At 59.2% G+C, this 15,581-nt stretch carries 24 protein-coding genes; 13 read left to right on the forward strand and 11 right to left on the reverse strand.

Annotated features, from left to right (window positions below; all coding sequences use genetic code 11):
• Position 1: 1 nt before the first annotated feature.
• The 8 genes from AC19YY_RS16415 to AC19YY_RS16450 form a co-directional block, all read right to left on the reverse strand.
• Positions 2–451, reverse strand: a complete 450-nt coding sequence (locus AC19YY_RS16415; protein ID WP_186765955.1) for a terminase small subunit — start codon at positions 449–451, stop codon at positions 2–4.
• A 155-nt stretch (positions 452–606) separates the two neighbouring features.
• Entirely contained in the window at positions 607–816 is a 210-nt protein-coding gene (locus tag AC19YY_RS16420) for an HNH endonuclease (RefSeq protein ID WP_229752169.1), read from the reverse strand.
• A gap of 119 nt (positions 817–935) precedes the next feature.
• Positions 936–1,268 (reverse strand): phage holin, lambda family, encoded by a 333-nt coding sequence (locus AC19YY_RS16425; protein WP_169901843.1) that lies wholly within the window; start codon positions 1,266–1,268, stop codon positions 936–938.
• Positions 1,269–1,495: 227 nt separating this feature from the next.
• Complete coding sequence (locus AC19YY_RS16430) at positions 1,496–2,059, reverse strand: hypothetical protein (RefSeq protein WP_169872141.1); 564 nt, start codon at positions 2,057–2,059, stop codon at positions 1,496–1,498.
• Positions 2,060–2,573: 514 nt separating this feature from the next.
• Positions 2,574–3,869 carry a tyrosine-type recombinase/integrase gene (locus AC19YY_RS16435; protein WP_500604530.1) on the reverse strand — a complete coding sequence of 432 codons (1,296 nt, stop codon included), beginning with the start codon at positions 3,867–3,869 and terminating at the stop codon, positions 2,574–2,576.
• Positions 3,866–4,174 (reverse strand): DUF1364 domain-containing protein, encoded by a 309-nt coding sequence (locus AC19YY_RS16440; protein ID WP_500604531.1) that lies wholly within the window; start codon positions 4,172–4,174, stop codon positions 3,866–3,868. Before AC19YY_RS16440 ends, AC19YY_RS16435 begins: the two co-directional genes overlap by 4 nt.
• Positions 4,175–4,372: 198 nt before the next feature.
• Positions 4,373–5,062 carry a replication protein P gene (locus AC19YY_RS16445; RefSeq protein ID WP_500604532.1) on the reverse strand — a complete coding sequence of 230 codons (690 nt, stop codon included), beginning with the start codon at positions 5,060–5,062 and terminating at the stop codon, positions 4,373–4,375.
• On the reverse strand, positions 5,059–5,817 hold the full coding sequence (locus AC19YY_RS16450) for a helix-turn-helix domain-containing protein (RefSeq protein ID WP_500604565.1): 759 nt from the start codon (positions 5,815–5,817) through the stop codon (positions 5,059–5,061). Before AC19YY_RS16450 ends, AC19YY_RS16445 begins: the two co-directional genes overlap by 4 nt.
• A 278-nt stretch (positions 5,818–6,095) precedes the next feature.
• Here AC19YY_RS16450 and AC19YY_RS16455 point away from each other — a divergent pair, with 278 nt between their 5' ends.
• Positions 6,096–6,344: a hypothetical protein gene (locus AC19YY_RS16455; protein ID WP_463988571.1), complete on the forward strand. Its 249-nt coding sequence runs from the start codon at positions 6,096–6,098 to the stop codon at positions 6,342–6,344.
• A gap of 259 nt (positions 6,345–6,603) precedes the next feature.
• Here AC19YY_RS16455 and AC19YY_RS16460 read toward each other — a convergent pair whose 3' ends face one another.
• On the reverse strand, positions 6,604–6,810 hold the full coding sequence (locus AC19YY_RS16460) for a hypothetical protein (RefSeq protein WP_169955985.1): 207 nt from the start codon (positions 6,808–6,810) through the stop codon (positions 6,604–6,606).
• A gap of 90 nt (positions 6,811–6,900) precedes the next feature.
• Here AC19YY_RS16460 and AC19YY_RS16465 point away from each other — a divergent pair, with 90 nt between their 5' ends.
• Positions 6,901–7,728, forward strand: coding sequence for a S24 family peptidase (locus tag AC19YY_RS16465; protein WP_169872149.1), 828 nt, complete (start codon positions 6,901–6,903; stop codon positions 7,726–7,728).
• Positions 7,729–7,766: 38 nt separating this feature from the next.
• Here the strand turns inward: AC19YY_RS16465 and AC19YY_RS16470 are convergent, their stop codons facing one another.
• Complete coding sequence (locus AC19YY_RS16470) at positions 7,767–8,084, reverse strand: DUF1654 domain-containing protein (protein WP_500604533.1); 318 nt, start codon at positions 8,082–8,084, stop codon at positions 7,767–7,769.
• 358 nt (positions 8,085–8,442) lie between these two features.
• Here AC19YY_RS16470 and AC19YY_RS16475 point away from each other — a divergent pair, with 358 nt between their 5' ends.
• The 8 genes from AC19YY_RS16475 to AC19YY_RS16510 all read left to right on the forward strand — a co-directional run bounded on the left by AC19YY_RS16475 (position 8,443) and on the right by AC19YY_RS16510 (position 13,567).
• Complete coding sequence (locus AC19YY_RS16475) at positions 8,443–8,826, forward strand: response regulator transcription factor (protein ID WP_169905300.1); 384 nt, start codon at positions 8,443–8,445, stop codon at positions 8,824–8,826.
• A 472-nt stretch (positions 8,827–9,298) separates the two neighbouring features.
• Entirely contained in the window at positions 9,299–9,583 is a 285-nt protein-coding gene (locus AC19YY_RS16480; RefSeq protein WP_500604534.1) for a hypothetical protein, read from the forward strand.
• Positions 9,580–9,894: a hypothetical protein gene (locus tag AC19YY_RS16485; RefSeq protein WP_500604535.1), complete on the forward strand. Its 315-nt coding sequence runs from the start codon at positions 9,580–9,582 to the stop codon at positions 9,892–9,894. Before AC19YY_RS16480 ends, AC19YY_RS16485 begins: the two co-directional genes overlap by 4 nt.
• An 81-nt stretch (positions 9,895–9,975) precedes the next feature.
• Positions 9,976–10,341 carry a hypothetical protein gene (locus tag AC19YY_RS16490; protein WP_500604536.1) on the forward strand — a complete coding sequence of 122 codons (366 nt, stop codon included), beginning with the start codon at positions 9,976–9,978 and terminating at the stop codon, positions 10,339–10,341.
• 57 nt (positions 10,342–10,398) lie between these two features.
• Positions 10,399–10,959, forward strand: a complete 561-nt coding sequence (locus AC19YY_RS16495; protein ID WP_169872537.1) for a Mu-Gp12 family protein — start codon at positions 10,399–10,401, stop codon at positions 10,957–10,959.
• A gap of 12 nt (positions 10,960–10,971) precedes the next feature.
• Positions 10,972–11,574, forward strand: coding sequence for a hypothetical protein (locus AC19YY_RS16500; RefSeq protein ID WP_500604537.1), 603 nt, complete (start codon positions 10,972–10,974; stop codon positions 11,572–11,574).
• Positions 11,575–11,935: 361 nt separating this feature from the next.
• Entirely contained in the window at positions 11,936–12,325 is a 390-nt protein-coding gene (locus AC19YY_RS16505; RefSeq protein WP_170044972.1) for a hypothetical protein, read from the forward strand.
• Between the two features lie 24 nt (positions 12,326–12,349).
• Positions 12,350–13,567 carry a DNA cytosine methyltransferase gene (locus tag AC19YY_RS16510; RefSeq protein ID WP_500604538.1) on the forward strand — a complete coding sequence of 406 codons (1,218 nt, stop codon included), beginning with the start codon at positions 12,350–12,352 and terminating at the stop codon, positions 13,565–13,567.
• On the opposite strand, the gene AC19YY_RS16515 is transcribed toward AC19YY_RS16510, so the two are convergent.
• Positions 13,558–14,013, reverse strand: coding sequence for a hypothetical protein (locus AC19YY_RS16515; RefSeq protein ID WP_500604539.1), 456 nt, complete (start codon positions 14,011–14,013; stop codon positions 13,558–13,560). The genes AC19YY_RS16510 and AC19YY_RS16515 overlap by 10 nt on opposite strands.
• 29 nt (positions 14,014–14,042) lie before the next feature.
• On the opposite strand from AC19YY_RS16515, the gene AC19YY_RS16520 reads away from it, so the two are divergent.
• From AC19YY_RS16520 to AC19YY_RS16530, 3 genes are all read left to right on the forward strand, one after another.
• Positions 14,043–14,672 carry a hypothetical protein gene (locus tag AC19YY_RS16520; protein WP_500604540.1) on the forward strand — a complete coding sequence of 210 codons (630 nt, stop codon included), beginning with the start codon at positions 14,043–14,045 and terminating at the stop codon, positions 14,670–14,672.
• A gap of 10 nt (positions 14,673–14,682) precedes the next feature.
• Complete coding sequence (locus AC19YY_RS16525; protein WP_500604541.1) at positions 14,683–15,018, forward strand: hypothetical protein; 336 nt, start codon at positions 14,683–14,685, stop codon at positions 15,016–15,018.
• A gap of 85 nt (positions 15,019–15,103) precedes the next feature.
• Positions 15,104–15,574, forward strand: coding sequence for a class I SAM-dependent methyltransferase (locus tag AC19YY_RS16530; protein ID WP_463990020.1), 471 nt, complete (start codon positions 15,104–15,106; stop codon positions 15,572–15,574).
• Positions 15,575–15,581: the final 7 nt, after the last annotated feature.

Genomic DNA, 15,581 nt, shown 5'->3' on the forward strand with positions numbered 1-15,581 from the left:
ATCACCGTGTGTTATCGACCGCTAGTCTTGGTGGCGCACCCTGGCCGAATCGGCCTGCCGAGGCTTTCTTGGCCGCATTGGCCTTCTGATCTTTCTTGCCTTGCTCCGCTACCTTCCCGTGGGTGTAGGGCAGCAACGCTTTTGCAGCATCGATCCGAAGCTTGGGGTCTGCTACCAAGTCCTTCATGACCCCTTTTAGAAAGTCGATAGGGTCATCCGCTGCCGCTGGAATGTAGGGATCTGGATCAGCTGCAGGCTGATCAGATTTTTTGGCCGAGTTAACAGCAACCGCACGCCCCATTGCAGCCTGAACCTCAGGATCTTTTTCGAGCCGCGATGCCGCCTGCGATGCAGTCTTTTCGGGGCACCCAGCAGATATTGCCGCCTGCTTTTTGCCTTCACCGGACAGCCGCGCTTCGGCGTACCGGCGCTTTTGTTCGGTTAACGCCATAGTTAACGGATCCTGTTAACGGGGAAAAAATCTACGAATGGGAGAGGGTGAGGTTTCCGGGCAAAAGAGGCCTGAGGTTTTACCCCCTCCCCTCCCCTTGTAGCACGCCAAAGCCCCGATACCGCACCATTTCGGTGCAGCTTCTCAAGCCGGGTTCAGGATGCTTCAGCCACGGTCTTGGATGCGTGGCAGCCCTTCTTGATGCGCTGACCATCTACCAACTCGAAGCGCACACAGAGCACCTGGCAGTTCGCCTCGACATCCTCACCGCCCATGAATAGCGGAGTCTTGTGGTCCAACTCGAAACCATCAGGGAAGTTGACCACTCGGCCGCAGGCGGCGCAGGTTGGGTCTTGTCGCCACACAGCTAGGCGTCGCGCCTGGAGCCGGCGGCCCGTGATTCGCCTGTCAGCCACGACGTGAACCTTTAAGGTTTGGTTCGTGGCCATCTTTAGAGGCGACTTATGCATCGTTAGCTTGGCCATCAATCAGAACTCCTACCTGGAAGCTTGAAGCCCGTGACCCGATCGGCAAAGGCGCGAACCTTATCGACGCCTAGCAACCCGATCATGCCGCCGATCAAGCTGGCCGCTGACTGCGGGATGCCGATCAGCTCGAGGCCAGACAGCATCGACAGCGTGATGCAGCCACACAGCAGGCTCTCGAAGAACGCCGCCTTGCGTGTGCCACCGCCGTAGATGATCCGCAGCGCAGAGATCGATATCGCAAAGCCTGCGGCGTAAAAGGCCGGGGCGTGCTGACTCAGCCACGCGAGTACAAGAACCCAGGTGTCTGGCTTATCGGGCATGTTAGGCATCCGCTATCCTCCCCGATCAGGGGGGCGATTAGGTCCGGCTCCAGCAGCACTCCCAGCTCGGAGCAATGGGCGTGGTGGAGCCGAAAACGAAAAAGCCCCGGCAAATGCCGAGGCTCGATGAACTGAAGAAAGCAAAAAGCCCAGCGATGGCTGGGCTTTTGGTGTCGTCTCTCATAACGCGCAAGATCGACATGATGGGGTTAATTTACGGCCAGTCGGCCAACAGGTCAAGCGGCATCTACAAAGATTTGCTCGCTGTCGAATATCTCGGTCGCGTGGATAACAGCCTGCTCTTCGAGCTTCTCCAAACGTTTGTGGATTCCGCCTCGCCAGTTGCGGCGTGTGCGCTCAGGAGAGCCCGCCAAGTCCCAAGTGTTCATGTCGTAGAACTCGGCAGGCAGCACGATCATATCGGTGGAGCGCTTGCCAACCTGCACGCCCTTCAGCTTCGGTATGGCCCAAGCAGTCAGTGCCTTATAGACGAACAGTTGAGGCGCCGGTGAAACCATACGAGCGACCAGACGGCCAATGGCGCCGACCTTGTTGGCTTTGTGGGTCGAGTACTTGGCCACCAACACATCCCACTGCGCCGGGTCGAGCTGACGATGCAGCAGTGCGTATAGGCAGCAGTCGTAATCGAACTTGTCCCGGACCGACAGCGTGCTACCTGTGCCGCCCTGGCGCAGATCGGCGTCGATCAGCTTCTGCCAGGACTGCTTGGTGCTGTTGTCAATGTTGTCTGCTGCAAGCACCCGCACCAGGGTGCCCATCACGTCCTTATACATAGCCATGTATCACCCCTCCTTGGGCGCATTGAAAGCCCGACGGCCAGGCCGAGCCAAAACCATGTCCTGGCAAGCATGGATCGCCCGACAGAACTCGTCGCGCTCCATTGGGTGCTCGACCGGAAGCTTTAAGTACTCATTCCACACACCAGCAAGAAGGCCCGCAATGAACCCTTCCTGGTCACTCAGCAAGATCGGCATGGTCAGTCCCCTGTGTAGTTGGTGGCACCAGGGCCACGGCGGTTGTTCTCGTTGTACTGGTCCTGGGCTCCACCAATCGCCGGCGATCTGCCCAGCCTGCCCCGGGCCTGGCGAACGACACGACCCAGCTGAACCACTAGGTCATCCATGTTCAGCGGCTCCAATGTTTGAGCATGGACAAACCCAGATGAGTGGCAACCGGTACAGTCGAGCTCATGGAGAAGGCCGGCGATCAAACCTTTCCCGGCACATGCTGGGCACTCAGTCATCGGTATCAACCTGCGCACCAGGGCGGGACCATGCTGCTTTTTCATCATTTTTAAACCTCGCCCTTAACAAATTGTGGTTCTGGCTCGCAGGCCCCGCCGTTCAAGGCGTCTACGAGGTTTTGCGAATCTCCATATCTAACGCCTGTCTGCATGTGGATCGCCTTGAAGCCACGCTGATCTAACCAGTTGTGCCACTTCACCAGGGCCAGGCGGCGCTGCTCCTTGGCCTGGGTGTTGATGTAGGTGGAGGCGATCTTGCCCAGCGAGTGGTTGAGCAGCATCTCGCCGATGTGGCCGTCGACGCCGAGGTCAGTCCACGCGGTACGGGCCACCTTGCGCAGGTCGTGACTGGTCCAGGTGCCCTGCCCTAACCGTGTGAATACCGCGCTCGCCTGGTTGTCGCTGAGTGCCTTGCCCCGACGTGACGGAAACAGGAGCGGCCCCTCATAGCCCCGGGCGTTTTGCCGGGTGCGGTACAGCTGTAGGAGCGAACACACCTGATCGGTCAGCGGCACCCGCAGCTCGGTCTTGGTCTTGGTGTGTTCTGCCGGGATGAACCACTCACGCTCTGGCAGCGCGATATCGGCCCACCGGGACTGGCGGGTCTCGCCGATCCGGGTGCCGTGGCACAGCATCATCAAGGCCAGCATGGCGTCACCCGGCGCGCTGTCGAATCGCTCGGCCAGCAGGCTCACCAGGTCATGCAACTGCACGTCACGCAACCGCGCCGGCTTGGGCAGGATCCGCGCTGTGGTGAAGTTGACGAACTTCATTTCCGCCATCGGGTTGACCGGGATCAGGTCCAGCTTGCGGGCCTGACGGAACGCCACCGCGAGCAGGCGGTACAGCTGCTGCACGTAGGACAGCGACAGTTCAGCCTGGGCCGGCCACATCAGCAGCTTGTCGAGGGTCTGGGCGCTCACGTCGCGCAGCAGTAGATCGTCCAAACGCGGCTTGAGCTGGCAACTGATAGCCGACTTGCCCGCAGCCCGACGCTTGTCGGAAAGCGAACGCGACTTGGCCATGCGATCACCGAACCAATCGAGCAGTTCACCCACGGTTACCCAGCCCGAAACACTGGCCGCGCCGTCGGCAGCGACCCGCAGGCGCACCGCCGGCAGCGCGGCGATCACCTGCTTGGTATTCAGGTCGGGAAAGCCGCCGATGCGATGCCATTTGCGCTTGTTGAGCAGGTACCAGGAGCCGCGAGTGCGATTCTTGGCGAAACGAAAGTGCAGCGCCGGGTGGCCGGCGTCCCGCAGGTCGCGCACATGCTCAAGCTTGGCATTGCGGGCAATCTCGGCATCCGACAGCTTCACCGTCAGGGTTTTGATTTGGGTGCTCAAGCGCTCACCTTTCCTTCTTTGATCAAAATAGCCTGAGTCCGCAAGACGGCCTCGGCGTGGTAGAGGCGGATCTCGTCGTAACTCATGCCCAGGATGTTTCGGTTGGTGCGGCCATCACTCAGGCTGTGGCAGTACTCGCAGGCCCAGGCCCCAATCAGGTCAGGCGGCTTCATGCCCGTTCCGCAAATCCCAGCCAGGCGGTAATGGGCCAGCACAACGGTTTCGGTGTCGCCTGGGCAACCTGGCAGGCGGACCTGGCAATCTCGCCCGTGCGCGGCCTTGGTCAGCTTGGTCTGGCGGGTCATGGGGCAACCCTCTGGGAGGTACGCAAATCAATCACTTGGTACGTCTCAGGCCACATCCCGCAGCCGTATCGAGCAGCCATGTTGCGGTCAGCAAAAAGCGCCATGGCGTGGTCTGGGGTATCGCCAAGGTCGAACTTGAACGAGCAGCAAAAGACCGCGTATGGGTACAGGTGAGGGTCGGGCGTTGCCAGGAGACGATCAACCACGGGAACCTCCGGCGCGGCATGCGCGCAGTTCTGCCAAGGCCCTATTGCCTACATCGGGGGTAATTTTTGGTTTAGGTGCAGCAAGCTCGGCGACCGGAACGGGCTCAAGATTCTCGCCCTGCCAGATTCGACGGCATTGGTTTAGGTACTGCTTTTCGAAGCTCGCCATGCCCAGCTCACGGGAGAGCAGCGGCAGACTGTGGAAGCCGGCGGCAGCCGTTGCGTGGTAGACGGCTGGGTGATACCACTTCGAACAGTTGCGCATGGCTGGATGGCAGTTGCGGAGCGCCTGTGCGTAAGCAGACTCGACGCTCGGAAGGCCCAGACCTTCAGGGGCAAAGCACCAACTGACAAAAACGCCAGGGGCCGGCACAAAAGCTGACTTGCTCGCACTCACTACCCGCATGCCGTGGTCGATCTGCTCCATACGGCTGATGCCCGAGCGCATGAACTCGCCGAGCCACTCAAGCTTAGAGGCGTTCATGACAGCCTCGGTGGGCCAGGACTGTCGCCAGGCACCACATGCCCCGCGCAACCGGAGGAACAGGTCGTCGATGACAGCCTGGGTGGAGGGGTCGACAGGAACAACGGCCTGAGCCTGATCAGGGCCCTGGTAGGCCGGATCGCATTGACGGCGAGCAACCAGTTGGCTTGCCACGACAGGTTTGTTAGCTCGGTTCATAGCCGTACCCCTTTCGATGCCCAGTCTTCACCGGCAGCGCCCTCTTCCACCGAGGCGGATCCGGCGGTCTGGGCGCGCTCTCGCTTGATCCAGACCACCAGCTTGAAACACCAGCCAGCAGCGGTATCGAGTACGGAGGTTTTGGCGACGAAGAAACCCTTGAAGCCGGCCAGCAGTTCGTCGGTCATCGAGTCGACTGGCAGGCCCGCGATTTTCAGTTGAGTCTGCAGCGCGTCTTCGGGCGGAACGAATTCGGCGAACATGGCGAAGCGCTGGCGATCATCTTGCGACTCCAGGGCCTGGCGATCTTGCTCGGCAATCAATTCCGCAAGCTCGCGCTGCTGCTCTTCGGTTAATTGATGGTTAGATGATGTATTGGGTGCAGTGGCTGCACCCCGTTCTGTCGCAGGCTGCACCCCGTTCTGACCAAGGCTGCACCCCGTTACATCTGGACGGGGTGCAGGTGCTGCACCCCGCTTGATCATGAGGTCATACACAACCGGGCGGCGGTCATGACGGTCGATGTACACCGCAGCCAATGCCTGATTTCCGCGAACGATCAGGCCGCACTCTTCCAGCAGGTCGAGCTTGATACGGACTGTTCGTTCGGAAAGACCGGTGTCATCGGTAAGGGTTTTTGCCGACGGGAACGCGCCAGCACCATTTGAGCCGGCGTAGTTGGCCAGGCACAGCAGTACGTGCCGAGCGCTGGAGTCTTTTAGTGATTGGATGGGCAGAGAAAGCGCCCATGACATTGCCTGGACGCTCACAGCGAGCTCCCTTTGATGATTTGATTGACCGCAGGGGATGAAGTGAGGTGTCGCGACACATATTTAAGATGGGCTGAAGGTGTCGCGACGCTCCTGGAGGTGTTGACTGTTCTGTCTTGATTGATCATTATTGACCCCGTTAAACGCTGTACTAAGCCGCCCTGCCAGGCGGTTTTTTTATGCCTGCGATTCAGGCGTTATGGGTGTCCGGTGCATCCGTGGTAGCTTTCTGATTCCACTCGAAAAGGTCACGGAGACCGGACATGACTAACGCATCACCTTTTGAACGCGGGTTGCTTGCAGCTCTTGCATCCCTTGTTGCTGTTGCTCGTGCTACGCCAGGATTTGACGGAGAGGCGTTAACGAAGGCGGCTGAATATTTCATTGCAAACCCAGGCCCTGGAGTTACAGGTGAGCGCGAGAAAGATGCGTACGAAGCCGCACTAAAAGTGATTTCACACCCGCACGAAAACATCCTGGCTTTGGCGCAGAGCGAACCTGTGCACCATTGAGTACAAAGCCTCCATCGTTCATGAGCGACCAGACCGGCTGACCATTGATTTCGCGATCACTGGAAAACATGACGCCTGGCGCAATCTGTTTGGTGAGGTAGGCGAGCTTCTCGTCTACCCCGCCATCCACTGGAAATCCTGATTCAACATTCTTGTCTGCCATCTCTATTCCCTTCCTATGCACTGTATGAATTAACAGCTAACCCAAAATCTCTATCCGGCCCTCCCGCCAAGGCGGAAAATGGCGTCATTGAAAAGCTTAAGCGGACTGTTTCATCGGCTGGGCCGGGTCATCGTCTCGCTTGGCGATCAATGCACCGTCGGACTCCTTTTCAAGAACGCACTGCATTGGGTACGAAAATCCACCCGCCGCACGGCACTGGGAAACGCGGCTACCGCTAACGCGGAGCGCGTCACCGATGGCGCGACCGGTGCGGAAATGTTTCAGGGCTTCGTCGAAGGTCATGGGGTGGGTCTCCATTGTCTTTGGCGAGTTTAGAGTTCTTAACAACACAAGGCAAGTTATCTAAACATCGAATTGTTTAGAATCCTAAATATGGACTTTAAAGACCGCGTGACCTCACGCATGAAGGCGCTCAATCTCAGCGCCACCGACATCAGCAAACTGACTGGCGTATCAAAGGCGACGGTCAGTTTCTGGGTGAGCGGGACGAATGGCGCAAAGGGCAAAAACCTTCTGGCGCTGGCAAAGGCTCTGGATTGCTCGCCGGATTGGTTGTCCGATGGCGTGGGTACGCCGGATCAGGCATCCACCGACGACACCAAGGCCGGCATGTCCACGGTTGAGTTGATGGCCAAAATGCTCGCGTCCAGGGCCGGAAAGAATCTTTCAGAAAAGGCTCGGGAGACGATGCTCGCGGCAGCAGAGCAAGCAGATAGCCCAGCCGAGCACGGCGGTGGTTTCGTCCCTGGGCACCTGTCGAGCCTTCGACCCACCAACGAGGAAATCGTCATTCCTCAATACGATATCCGAGCGGCTATGGGGCACGGCCAGGTGCCACCCGACTACACCGAGGTCGTTCGAAATCTTGTTGTGCGCGAGGAGATTCTGCGCGAGAAAGGGGTCACTTACACCTCCGCTTCATCGCTCGGCATGATCAACGGATGGGGCCAGAGCATGGAAGGGACCATCAACGATAAAGACCTCGTGATAGTCGACAAGGGTGTGAAGGATTTCATCGGTGAGGGGATATACGTTCTGACTTGGCATGGAGAGCTGTACATCAAGCGTGTAATGCGCCTGGACGAAGAGTGCTACAGGCTGATATCCGACAACAAACACTATGAAAACCAAACAGCTCGAATTGACGACGTGACGATCCACGCCAAGGTACTGTTGATCTGGAATGCCCGAAAGGCGTAACCAAAAGCCCGCCGCTCTAGCGGGCTTTTTTATGCGCCTCAGAAAGGCGCGACCTCTTCAACCGCATCTAACTCATCAAGATCCTGGACCCGAGGATCTTCGTCGGCCGCAGCTTCCCAGCTCAAAGTGACCGACTCATCTTCATCGTTGAACGTCATCTCAATACCGTCAACGTCGGCGAGAACGCCCATTACCTCCTCCCACTCGCGCTCTCCATCGCTCTCAAGCCTGTGGATGGTAGCCCGCTTCCGATCCTGGGCGATGGGGTGGTTGATCATGCTGGAAACTCTGAGCGTCAGGCGCTCAACTCCTGAGACAGGCGTTTGCTGTTGAGGTTTCTTCTGCGGGCTCGCCATCAGCTGCTCCTTGGTTGCTGTATATCCATACAGTTATCCGCGCAGGTTATCCGAACTTTTCCAATCGCGTAAGTCTTGACGCAATCAGCGTTAAAGCGTACTTCGCCACCAAGAGAGTTAAGATAACTAAAATAACTGTTGACGAATTCTGTTTAGTTTTCTAAATTTACTCCATCGCCGAGCAGTACTCGGTGATACACGACTGGTGAGGCCGCCAGATAGCAAGGGATCAGCGAAGTGATCTCCCAGCCCCGGAAAGCGGGACCGACTGGATCAAGCTCTTTAAGCAGAACGGAACGATTTCACTGGCTGGCCTTGGCAACAGGGCCAGACGGGAAAACAACCGGGAGTCACAACGATGGAAGCAACAATCGTTAACGGCGCATGGAAGGGTCATCTCGGCCGTGGTCTTGCGCCGCGAGAACTTCAGTACTTGCTGTCCGCTGCCCAGGGCAAGACGGCAAAGGAAATAGCCAGGCTGCACGGCGTGGCGGCCTGCACCGTGGCCAAGCGCCTTTCCTGCGCCATGTTCAAGCTTGGCGTAACTCGCCAGACCGCGATGGTGGCCGAGGCCATGCGCCGGCAGATCATCTCGCCGATGTGCTTTGTCCTGGCCAGCCTGATCGCCATGCACGCAATGATCGGTGACGACGCAATGCGCCGTGATCGCCGAACACCGGAGCGCCGTACCGCCCAGGTGCGGATGGTGCGCCGGGCCGAGCAGCCAGTGCTGCTGGCATAACCCCTTTCTTCAATCGGTCGAATCCAGGGGATGCCCACGGTACGGGCAACCAAGCCAGATACATGCCGGGCGGTGCCGGCCGACCGAACAACTCAGCACGGAGGGTTTGCACCAATGCAGCATTAACAGCTTCACCCTGGTAGCGCAGAAAGCCTGAAGGCTGCGCCACACCACCTGACAGGCAGCGGGCATCTGGGCCATCGGTGTCACCGCGCACTGGCCGAACAATCGGTAGGCCACCCCAAGCTCAAAAACATCGTTGATGATTCAAACCCAGGCCGTCGCCAGTAGCGGGCCTGGGAGGCTGTCACGTAGGGAGGTCTTCGTGATGCCAACCAAAAAAGCCCGGGGAATCCTCGGGCTTTTTTACATCTCGCGTTTACCCGTCAGCACCCTCCCCTGGGCCCACCGGCACCCGCCAGGCGGTCAGGGTGCTGACGAATACACGCCAACCAACATCGAGGGTCGAGCCATGCATCCATCAATTCAACAACGGTCCGAAGGGCTTGCGGCCCTCCGCGTTCGAGCATCCATCGCCACCAGCGCCCTGTTCGCCTTGATCGGCAAGGAGCAGCCAGTGCAAGAGATTCGCTACCAGGTGATCAACAAGGGCAAAGGCGCCTATCACGTCGTCGAGCGCTCCACCGGCAAGGTCATGGGCCTGTGCTTCACCTGGAAGGCTGCGATCAATCGCGCCCAGGTGCTGGAAGCTCGCGCAGACGGCAAGAAGATCAACATCGAAGGTTGGTCGCAATGATCGGCGTACCGATGGCTAACCCTCGGGACACGATCAGCGAGGAACTGAACCGGCAGCTGGATGCTTTCTTCGGCTCCGGCAAGAAGGCTGAGCAGATCGCCAGCGGCGTCACCGGCGAGGTGAATGGCCCTATCAAGAGTACCCGCAGCATCAAGCTGAAGGCTGCCCGCGACAAGGATGCGCCCAGGCTGAAGGAACTGGCTGAGGCAGGCCTGACTGCTATCGAGGCCGCCAAAGAGCTCGGCACCGACAGCAAGCGGGCCAGGCTGATCGCTCAGGAAAACGGCTTCAAGTTCGCCGGCAGCCTGTGAAGCGGATCAACAACCAGGTGCGGCAACGCCGGCGGCAGGCATGGCTTGATTTGCCTGCACATCAAACCGAAGAGGTAGGCCATGGCCGAGGAAGAGCAACAGCCGACGGCGGAAGCCTTGAAGCAGCGACGCAAGCGCGAGAAGGCAGCAGCGAAGGACGCTGCATTGGGCGTCGAGAAATTTACGATTGAGGTGGCCGGCATCTTCAAGGCCGACCTCAAGCGCCTGATGAAGCAGCACGGCTTCAACAACCAGCAGGAGGTGTACCAGACCCTGCTGCGCAACGTGATCGCCGCCGACTTTGAAACGGCGGCGCAGATGCTCAAGTGTGTCACGACACCTTTTGTTGTTACTGAAAAGGTGTCTCGCCTCATCCGGGAGGCGGGGCTGAAGTCGCTCGCCGCCGACCCGCCTGAGCCGGACGACGAAATCGAAACACCAGCATAACCCACCCTACTCGCTGCATCCGGTAACCGGAGGGCGGCGCCAGACTGGAGATAATCCATGAGCAGCTACATGTACAAGACCACCGCCCCGGCCGTGGTTGCCGCAGTAATCGCCTGGGAAGCCAAACGCAAAGAGTGGGACGCCCAGCGCGCCAAGCTTGGACAGGTGTTTGGTGGTGCTGCCTCGCCGATGCGGTCAGGTAATCGAAGCTACGTCGGCGGCGTGAAGATCAGTGATAGTCGCGAACTGGACGTGCACTGGTGCCGACCCGACCAGTACGACTACCGCACCCTTCGCTCCAGCGCCAAGCCTGCAAAGGGTACGCCGAAGGAGGCGCGCGCCGCACAGGTCGTCGAGCATGAGCGCCTTTCGGCACTGTGGAAGGAGCATTGCCCCGCCAGTATCGACATGGACGAGGCATGGGAGGCGATCGGCCTGAACCCGGGCGCGCTGTGGATGTGCGGCGGTGTGTTCTTCGAGTTGGACGGGGTCGTGTACCTGAACCTCGGCCTACGGCTTGAGGATGGAAACGAGAGCATCGAGGGCGCCGCCGAGATCCTCGGCAGCGAGTTTGAAGCGGCTCGCCAACTGGTGCTGGATCAGCGGAAGGCTGCCTAAAGGGAGAGTGCCATGGACAAGAACACCAAGATCCTGATCACGGAGATACCGGGTGAGTGGACCCAGCGCCAGCGCAACGGCAGTCTCAACGTGTGGAACGGGGCGGATCATCACCGATTTCACCGCACCACTACTGACCTGCCTGAAGTCAGCCTACGGCCCCCGGAAAATGGCCTGTACGCCGAGCGAATCGATGGCGCCTGGTACTGGGTGTCTGGTTGCGCCAAGTGCAACGGAACCGGTGAGAAGTACAGCTACGTGGTGTGCGATAAGCACAACGTTTGCCGCTTGTGCAGCACCCACCGCTCGAAGCTCACGGAAACACCGTGGGGCCATCCTGACGGCTTCACCTGCAAGCCTTGCCAGGACGCAGAAGACGCCGTTGCGAAGGCCGAAGCGCTGGCCAAGGTCGCCGAGACCGACTATGACGAGTGGGGTTATCGCGGCCAGGACGAATGCAAATGCCCGCATTGCGCCACTGTGATCCACATTGAAAGCGAGGATTACGGCGACAAGAACATGGAGTGCGACACCTGCAACGGCCTGTTCGAACTGACAACCGAGTACTCGGTGAGCTTCACCACCAAGGTGATTGGCGAGCGCATCACGGCCTGACCCGCCCTCACCTATTGCGCTGAGCTACTACCTGCGATCGGAGTCTGGCGTCATGTTAATGAATGTGAACTCTTCCAAGTTCTCGTTCATAAATTGGGCAATTTGCTTTGCCCGTTCAAAAGTCGTTCCGGGCTTCAGATCAAACCCGAAAAGATCTCGAGTCATGCCGTCCTCCTCGCCATCTAATTCAATGGCGATCCATGACTGATGACTGCTCGCATATTGATTTACGGTGAAGCTCGCCTTAGCCCGCTTTGTCACGATGCACCCCCTAGATCCGGCTCCATGCCGGTCACCCGTAATACCCCATATCAACGAAACACGCCAGCCGGCGAGGCAGGCGCACGCTTGGAGATAACCCATGAGCACCTTTGCAGTGTTTGGAATGACCCTCGATGTCGCCATGACAGAGGCCCGCAAGAAGACGGCGGGCACCCGCAAGAATGCCAAGGCACCTGGCGGCGTCGAGCCAATCCCCGAAGCCGAATGGCTGGAGTTGGTCGCAAAGCGCACCGAGAAGATTATGGGGGGGGGTACGGTTCGCCAGCTCTCACCGCTCTTCGACGCGCCGCAGTACGCCGAGCAGTTCATTGAGCTGGCCCGCAAGACGCTGAGATGCCGCGACATGCAGATCAGGGCCAAGGCTGTACTGGTGGACGCCAAGGGAAAGCCGATCATCAACCCCAAAACAAAGGCGCCCCGCGTGGGGTTTTCGGAGTGGCCGCCGAAGCAGCAAGACCAGGCCGCGTAACCCACTCAGACATCGAGAACTGCCATGACCATCACCTACGGCTCAGTTTGCTCCGGCATCGAGGCTGCAACACAAGCATGGCACCCGCTAGGAATGAGGGGCGCCTGGTTCGCCGAGATTGAGCCGTTCCCATCGGCGGTCCTGGCCCACCACTACCCCGACGTGCCGAACCACGGCGACATGACCAAGCTTGCCGCCCAGGTGCTGGCCGGCAAGATCCCGGCGCCGGACGTACTGGTCGGCGGCACCCCATGCCAGGCCTTCTCAGTCGCCGGTATGCGCGAAGGCCTCACCGACCCTCGCGGCGCCCTCACCATCAAATACGTGGAGCTTGCAGATGCAGTTGACTATGTTCGCGCCGGCCAGCGAAAGCCCGCCAGCGTCATCGTCTGGGAGAACGTCCCTGGCGTCCTCAGCGACAAAGGGAACGCCTTCGGATGCTTTCTTGGCGCGCTTGCTGGGGAAGACTGCGAGCTGCAGCCTCCAGGGAAGAAATGGCAGGACGCTGGTTGTGTGTATGGATCCAAAAGAACAATCGCGTGGCGGGTCCTGGACGCCCAATATTTCGGCCTGGCCCAACGACGCCGTCGTGTGTTCGTTGTCGCAAGTGCTAGAGACGGGTTCGATCCTGCCGAGGTACTTTTTGAGCGAGAAGGCGTGCGCCGGGATACTGCGCCGCGCCGAGGCGAGGGGCAAGACGTTACCGGAACAGCTCCTTTCGGCCCTGCGCTCCAGTGTGGATGCGGATTCGTCTTCGCTGAATCCCTAGGCCAGTACGGATGCCCGAGCTGCGAGGGTGACGAAGGGCCGGCTGTCGATATGTTCGGTGGGATACCGGCATTTGGCGGGCACAGTCTGGGCGGCTCGATCGAGCGGTCGGCAACGCTCACCGCCAAGGACAGCCGACTTGATATTGAAAGCGAGACGTTCTTCGTACACGGTGTCGATGTTCGCAACGGCGCGCTGACTGGTGAACTCACTCACACCCTCCAAGCAGGCGATCACGCACCAGACCCGGGAGGCACACCACATATTCTCTCGGACTCCAGGATTCGGCGCTCCACTCCACGCGAGTGCGAACGCCTCCAGGGCATGGCCGACAACTACACCCTGATCCCCTGGCGCGGCAAGCCTGGCTGCGAATGCCCCGACGGTCCCCGCTACAAGGCGATCGGCAACAGCAAAGCAGTCACCGTGGTCCGCTGGATCGGCCGCCGCCTTCTGAGGCAGCTTCACTCATAACCACCTTTCATGTTGCGGATGATGGGGTGTGCATCACTTCGCCTGTAGACACGCAGCTTCAATCCGCTGGAGCAAGTAATCACCGAGTATTTTTCGGCGGGTGGCTGTTTCTCAGCAATAACTTCTGAGCAGTCCCAGCCGTAGGTATTTAAAGCATGCCAAGCGAGATCGGCCTTGCTGAGATTCCGACTGCTGTGGGCATTGGAAAGGTCGTAACTGAACTTTGAATCTTCTGCCTTCGTAGCCTCAACTGCCTGGCTTACTGGAGCAGGTGCAGGTGCAGCCTTGGTCTCGGCAGCTACATAGCTCGGGTTACTAGCTGGATTCGGGTTGTTTTTGCTATCGAGTACCCCCTTTCCAACGAGTAATGCTAATCCAGCAGCCAAAATAATCCCTACCGTCCTTCTCTCCATCACTGCGGATCTCGCCCTAAAGATTGTGATCATCTCAGCTCGCGCTGCTACCAGTCCATAGCTTGAAAACTGAACTCACTCCACCGCCCGGGCATGGCCCGGCAAGGACTCCCCGTGATCAACCTGTTCTGGCGCCTGGTCGCCAAGCTGCTTGCGCGCCCGGCGGTTGCCGCCTGGCTCATCATCCGCGCCAGCGCACACCATACCTGCACATCATGTCCGCCGACGGCACCGAGATGTACATGGGCCGATGGTGGCTGTTCAACCCCTACTCCCGCGAAACGCACAAGCCAGCGCTGTGGTGGTGTCCTTGGTCGTTCCGCATCCACCACATCATGCGGCACGACGAAGACCGGGATCTGCATGACCACCCATGGAACGCCCGCACGATCATCCTGCTCGGCTGGTACACCGAGGAGCGGCTGGATCCTGCAACCTACTTCGACATGCTGACACCCGGGCGCCCCCTGCTTTGGCGGGAGGATCAGGATGATCTCTGCAAGCTTTCGATGAAGAGTCGAAACCCGGGCGACACCGCGCGCCTATACCACGGCGAGTACCACCGAATCGATGAGGTCTCGCCCGGAGGCGTCTACACACTCTTCATCACCAGCAAGTGGCGTGGTGACTGGGGCTTTCTGGTCAACGGCGTAAAGGTGCCATGGCGCACCTACACCGGCACCGACAATTGAGGCTATGAGCATGAGCAAGGTAATTCAAACAGTTGAAGAACTGGACGCCGTGCTGCACTGGCGCGGCAAGCACGCTCAGGCAATCCGCGAGCGCGATGCTCTGCAGGTTCGGCTGAACGCAGCAACGCAGATGCATCCATTCGCTGAAAAGGTGATCCGCAAACTGGAACGCTTTCAAGAGTGTGCGGATGACGGCCAAGGTGCAGACATCGGGCGGCACTGGTTTGACCTGCTCACCCAGCTCGGCCTACTGAATCGTGTGCAGCGCAGCCCTGCACTGTGGGAAATGACTCAGCAAGGCGAAGATGCCCTTGAGCTGTCGCGGCAGAGCGCCAAATCCCGATAGGAGTACATCCGTACTCCACCCGCAAAACCTGTAACCCCTCCCCCTTCAAAGTCAGCCGCTATAGCGGCAAGGAAAAGTGTTGCCGATGAATGCGCAAATCCTCGACCCCTGCAGCGCCAGCCGCATGATGTGGTTCGACAAAGGCGACCAGCGCGCCCTGTTCGGCGACATTCGCGATGAAGAGCATGTGCTGTGTGATGGCCGGGTTTTGAAGGTAGAGCCGGACGTGATCATGGACTTCCGGCACCTCCCATTCCCCGACGCCACCTTCAACATGGTGGTATTCGATCCCCCGCACCTGGTGCGCGCCGGGCGCGAAAGCTGGCTGCGGCTGAAGTACGGAATCCTGACCGACGACTGGCGCGACGATCTGCGCAAAGGTTTTGCGGAGTGCTTCCGGGTTCTTCGGCCCGGACAGTTCCTGATCTTCAAGTGGAACGAGACCCAGGTCCGGGTCAGCGAAATCTTGGCGCTTACCGACGAACAGCCATTGTTTGGCCACAAGTCTGGGAAGCGCGAGAAAACGCACTGGATCACGTTCATGAAACACCCCTAACCCCAAT

It is taken from the genome of Pseudomonas sp. MF09156, from assembly GCF_059862305.1.

What these genes read in the sequence shown, in the direction of transcription:
- AC19YY_RS16415 (WP_186765955.1), bottom strand. Translation starts at nt 451, where the DNA reads ATGGCGTTAACCGAACAAAAGCGCCGGTACGCCGAAGCGCGGCTGTCC.
- AC19YY_RS16425 (WP_169901843.1), bottom strand. Translation starts at nt 1,268, where the DNA reads ATGCCTAACATGCCCGATAAGCCAGACACCTGGGTTCTTGTACTCGCG.
- AC19YY_RS16430 (WP_169872141.1), bottom strand. Translation starts at nt 2,059, where the DNA reads ATGGCTATGTATAAGGACGTGATGGGCACCCTGGTGCGGGTGCTTGCA.
- AC19YY_RS16440 (WP_500604531.1), bottom strand. Translation starts at nt 4,174, where the DNA reads ATGACCCGCCAGACCAAGCTGACCAAGGCCGCGCACGGGCGAGATTGC.
- AC19YY_RS16445 (WP_500604532.1), bottom strand. Translation starts at nt 5,062, where the DNA reads ATGAACCGAGCTAACAAACCTGTCGTGGCAAGCCAACTGGTTGCTCGC.
- AC19YY_RS16450 (WP_500604565.1), bottom strand. Translation starts at nt 5,817, where the DNA reads ATGTCATGGGCGCTTTCTCTGCCCATCCAATCACTAAAAGACTCCAGC.
- AC19YY_RS16455 (WP_463988571.1), top strand. Translation starts at nt 6,096, where the DNA reads ATGACTAACGCATCACCTTTTGAACGCGGGTTGCTTGCAGCTCTTGCA.
- AC19YY_RS16460 (WP_169955985.1), bottom strand. Translation starts at nt 6,810, where the DNA reads ATGACCTTCGACGAAGCCCTGAAACATTTCCGCACCGGTCGCGCCATC.
- AC19YY_RS16465 (WP_169872149.1), top strand. Translation starts at nt 6,901, where the DNA reads ATGGACTTTAAAGACCGCGTGACCTCACGCATGAAGGCGCTCAATCTC.
- AC19YY_RS16470 (WP_500604533.1), bottom strand. Translation starts at nt 8,084, where the DNA reads ATGGCGAGCCCGCAGAAGAAACCTCAACAGCAAACGCCTGTCTCAGGA.
- AC19YY_RS16475 (WP_169905300.1), top strand. Translation starts at nt 8,443, where the DNA reads ATGGAAGCAACAATCGTTAACGGCGCATGGAAGGGTCATCTCGGCCGT.
- AC19YY_RS16480 (WP_500604534.1), top strand. Translation starts at nt 9,299, where the DNA reads ATGCATCCATCAATTCAACAACGGTCCGAAGGGCTTGCGGCCCTCCGC.
- AC19YY_RS16485 (WP_500604535.1), top strand. Translation starts at nt 9,580, where the DNA reads ATGATCGGCGTACCGATGGCTAACCCTCGGGACACGATCAGCGAGGAA.
- AC19YY_RS16490 (WP_500604536.1), top strand. Translation starts at nt 9,976, where the DNA reads ATGGCCGAGGAAGAGCAACAGCCGACGGCGGAAGCCTTGAAGCAGCGA.
- AC19YY_RS16495 (WP_169872537.1), top strand. Translation starts at nt 10,399, where the DNA reads ATGAGCAGCTACATGTACAAGACCACCGCCCCGGCCGTGGTTGCCGCA.
- AC19YY_RS16500 (WP_500604537.1), top strand. Translation starts at nt 10,972, where the DNA reads ATGGACAAGAACACCAAGATCCTGATCACGGAGATACCGGGTGAGTGG.
- AC19YY_RS16505 (WP_170044972.1), top strand. Translation starts at nt 11,936, where the DNA reads ATGAGCACCTTTGCAGTGTTTGGAATGACCCTCGATGTCGCCATGACA.
- AC19YY_RS16510 (WP_500604538.1), top strand. Translation starts at nt 12,350, where the DNA reads ATGACCATCACCTACGGCTCAGTTTGCTCCGGCATCGAGGCTGCAACA.
- AC19YY_RS16515 (WP_500604539.1), bottom strand. Translation starts at nt 14,013, where the DNA reads ATGATCACAATCTTTAGGGCGAGATCCGCAGTGATGGAGAGAAGGACG.
- AC19YY_RS16525 (WP_500604541.1), top strand. Translation starts at nt 14,683, where the DNA reads ATGAGCAAGGTAATTCAAACAGTTGAAGAACTGGACGCCGTGCTGCAC.
- AC19YY_RS16530 (WP_463990020.1), top strand. Translation starts at nt 15,104, where the DNA reads ATGAATGCGCAAATCCTCGACCCCTGCAGCGCCAGCCGCATGATGTGG.